The sequence below is a fragment of the Nitrobacter sp. 62-23 genome (assembly GCF_001897285.1).
Classification (GTDB): domain Bacteria; phylum Pseudomonadota; class Alphaproteobacteria; order Rhizobiales; family Xanthobacteraceae; genus Nitrobacter.
Window position 1 is genome coordinate 1 of the sequence record NZ_MKSM01000073.1, and the last position, 1506, is coordinate 1506.

The following is a 1506-nucleotide window of genomic DNA, read 5'->3' on the forward strand; positions in this document are numbered from 1 at the left end:
CGCTAACGGAGAGAGACCGCAAATGGCTACGGCGCAAGTCAAGCACGATTACCACCTTGTCGACCCGAGTCCGTGGCCGATCGTAGGCGCGACCGCGGCCTTCATCATGGCCGTCGGCGCCATCCTGTGGATGCACCACCTGACCGCAGCTGCGCCGATCATCTTCGGCATCGGCGTCGTCGGCGTGCTCTACACCATGGCGAGCTGGTGGTCGGACGTGATCCGCGAAGCCGAGCACAAGGGCGATCACACCCGCGTGGTGCAGATCAGCCATCGCTACGGCATGATCCTGTTCATCTGCTCCGAGGTGATGTTCTTCGTCGCCTGGTTCTGGGCCTTCTTCAACTCCGCGCTGTTCCCGGCCGATCCCGTGCACGTGACGCGCGCGGCGCTGTTCGGCGGCGTCTGGCCGCCCAAGGGCACCCAGGTCTTCGATCCCTGGCACCTGCCGCTGCTCAACACCCTGATCCTTTTGACCTCGGGCACCACCGTGACCTGGGCCCACCACGCCCTGCTCAACGGCGACCGCAGGGGGCTGAAGTGGGGCCTGATCCTGACCATCGCGCTCGGCGCCGTCTTCACCTGCGTGCAGGCCTACGAATACCATCACGCGGCCTTCAGCTTCGCCGGCAACGTCTATGGCGCCACCTTCTTCATGGCCACCGGCTTCCACGGCTTCCACGTGCTGGTCGGAACCATCTTCCTGATCGTCTGCCTGTTCCGCGCCAATGCGGGGCACTTCTCGCCCTCGCAGCACCTCGGCTTCGAGTTCGCCGCCTGGTACTGGCACTTCGTCGACGTGGTGTGGCTGTTCCTGTTCGTCTGCATCTACGTCTGGGGCAACGGCGCCGCAGCCATGGCGCATGCCGCCCACTGAGCGGGACCACGCCTGCTGAACCATCCAAAGGGCGGCCGCGTGGCCGCCCTTTTCTCTTCCGGATCCTGTGAGAGCGGGAGGGTCAGGATCGGGATCAGGATCAAATGGTGCGGGTCTCCGCCCGCATCCCGCTTCTCAAGATATCGGGATCGATCACGTTGATGCTTGATCGATCCGCTCAAAAATCGTGATCTGATCCAGTCTCTTCGAGGAAAGCCGATGTCCAATTTCCATGCCAGGGCAACAACCTCCCAGGCCATCCTGCGCGGCATCGCCTGCAAATGTCCGCGCTGCGGCAAGGGAAAGCTGTTCTCCGGGTTCCTGACGCTGCGCCCCTCCTGCGATCAATGCGAGCAGGATTATTCCTTCATCGATGCCGGAGACGGGCCCGCCGTCTTCATCATCCTGATCGCAGGCTTCATCGTCGTCGGCGCCGCCCTGATCGTCGAGGTCAAGTTCCAGCCCCCGCTCTGGGTCCACGCCGCGCTCTGGATCCCGCTCATCCTCGCCGTCACCCTCTGGCCCCTCCGCGCCATGAAATCCCTCATGATCAGCCTCCAGTTCCACCACGGCGCCGCAGAAGCCAGACCCGTCCGGCAAAACCACCAATGAACAATCATAAAAATCGC

Annotated in this window: 2 protein-coding genes; both read left to right on the forward strand. The window is 63.3% G+C overall.

Going from position 1 to position 1506, the window contains the following annotated elements:
* The first annotated feature begins 22 nt into the window (after nucleotides 1-22).
* On the forward strand, nucleotides 23-877 hold the full coding sequence (locus BGO16_RS06410; protein ID WP_292617762.1) for a cytochrome c oxidase subunit 3: 855 nt from the start codon (nucleotides 23-25) through the stop codon (nucleotides 875-877).
* A gap of 219 nt (nucleotides 878-1096) precedes the next feature.
* Nucleotides 1097-1489: a DUF983 domain-containing protein gene (locus tag BGO16_RS06415; RefSeq protein ID WP_292617763.1), complete on the forward strand. Its 393-nt coding sequence runs from the start codon at nucleotides 1097-1099 to the stop codon at nucleotides 1487-1489.
* Nucleotides 1490-1506: the final 17 nt, after the last annotated feature.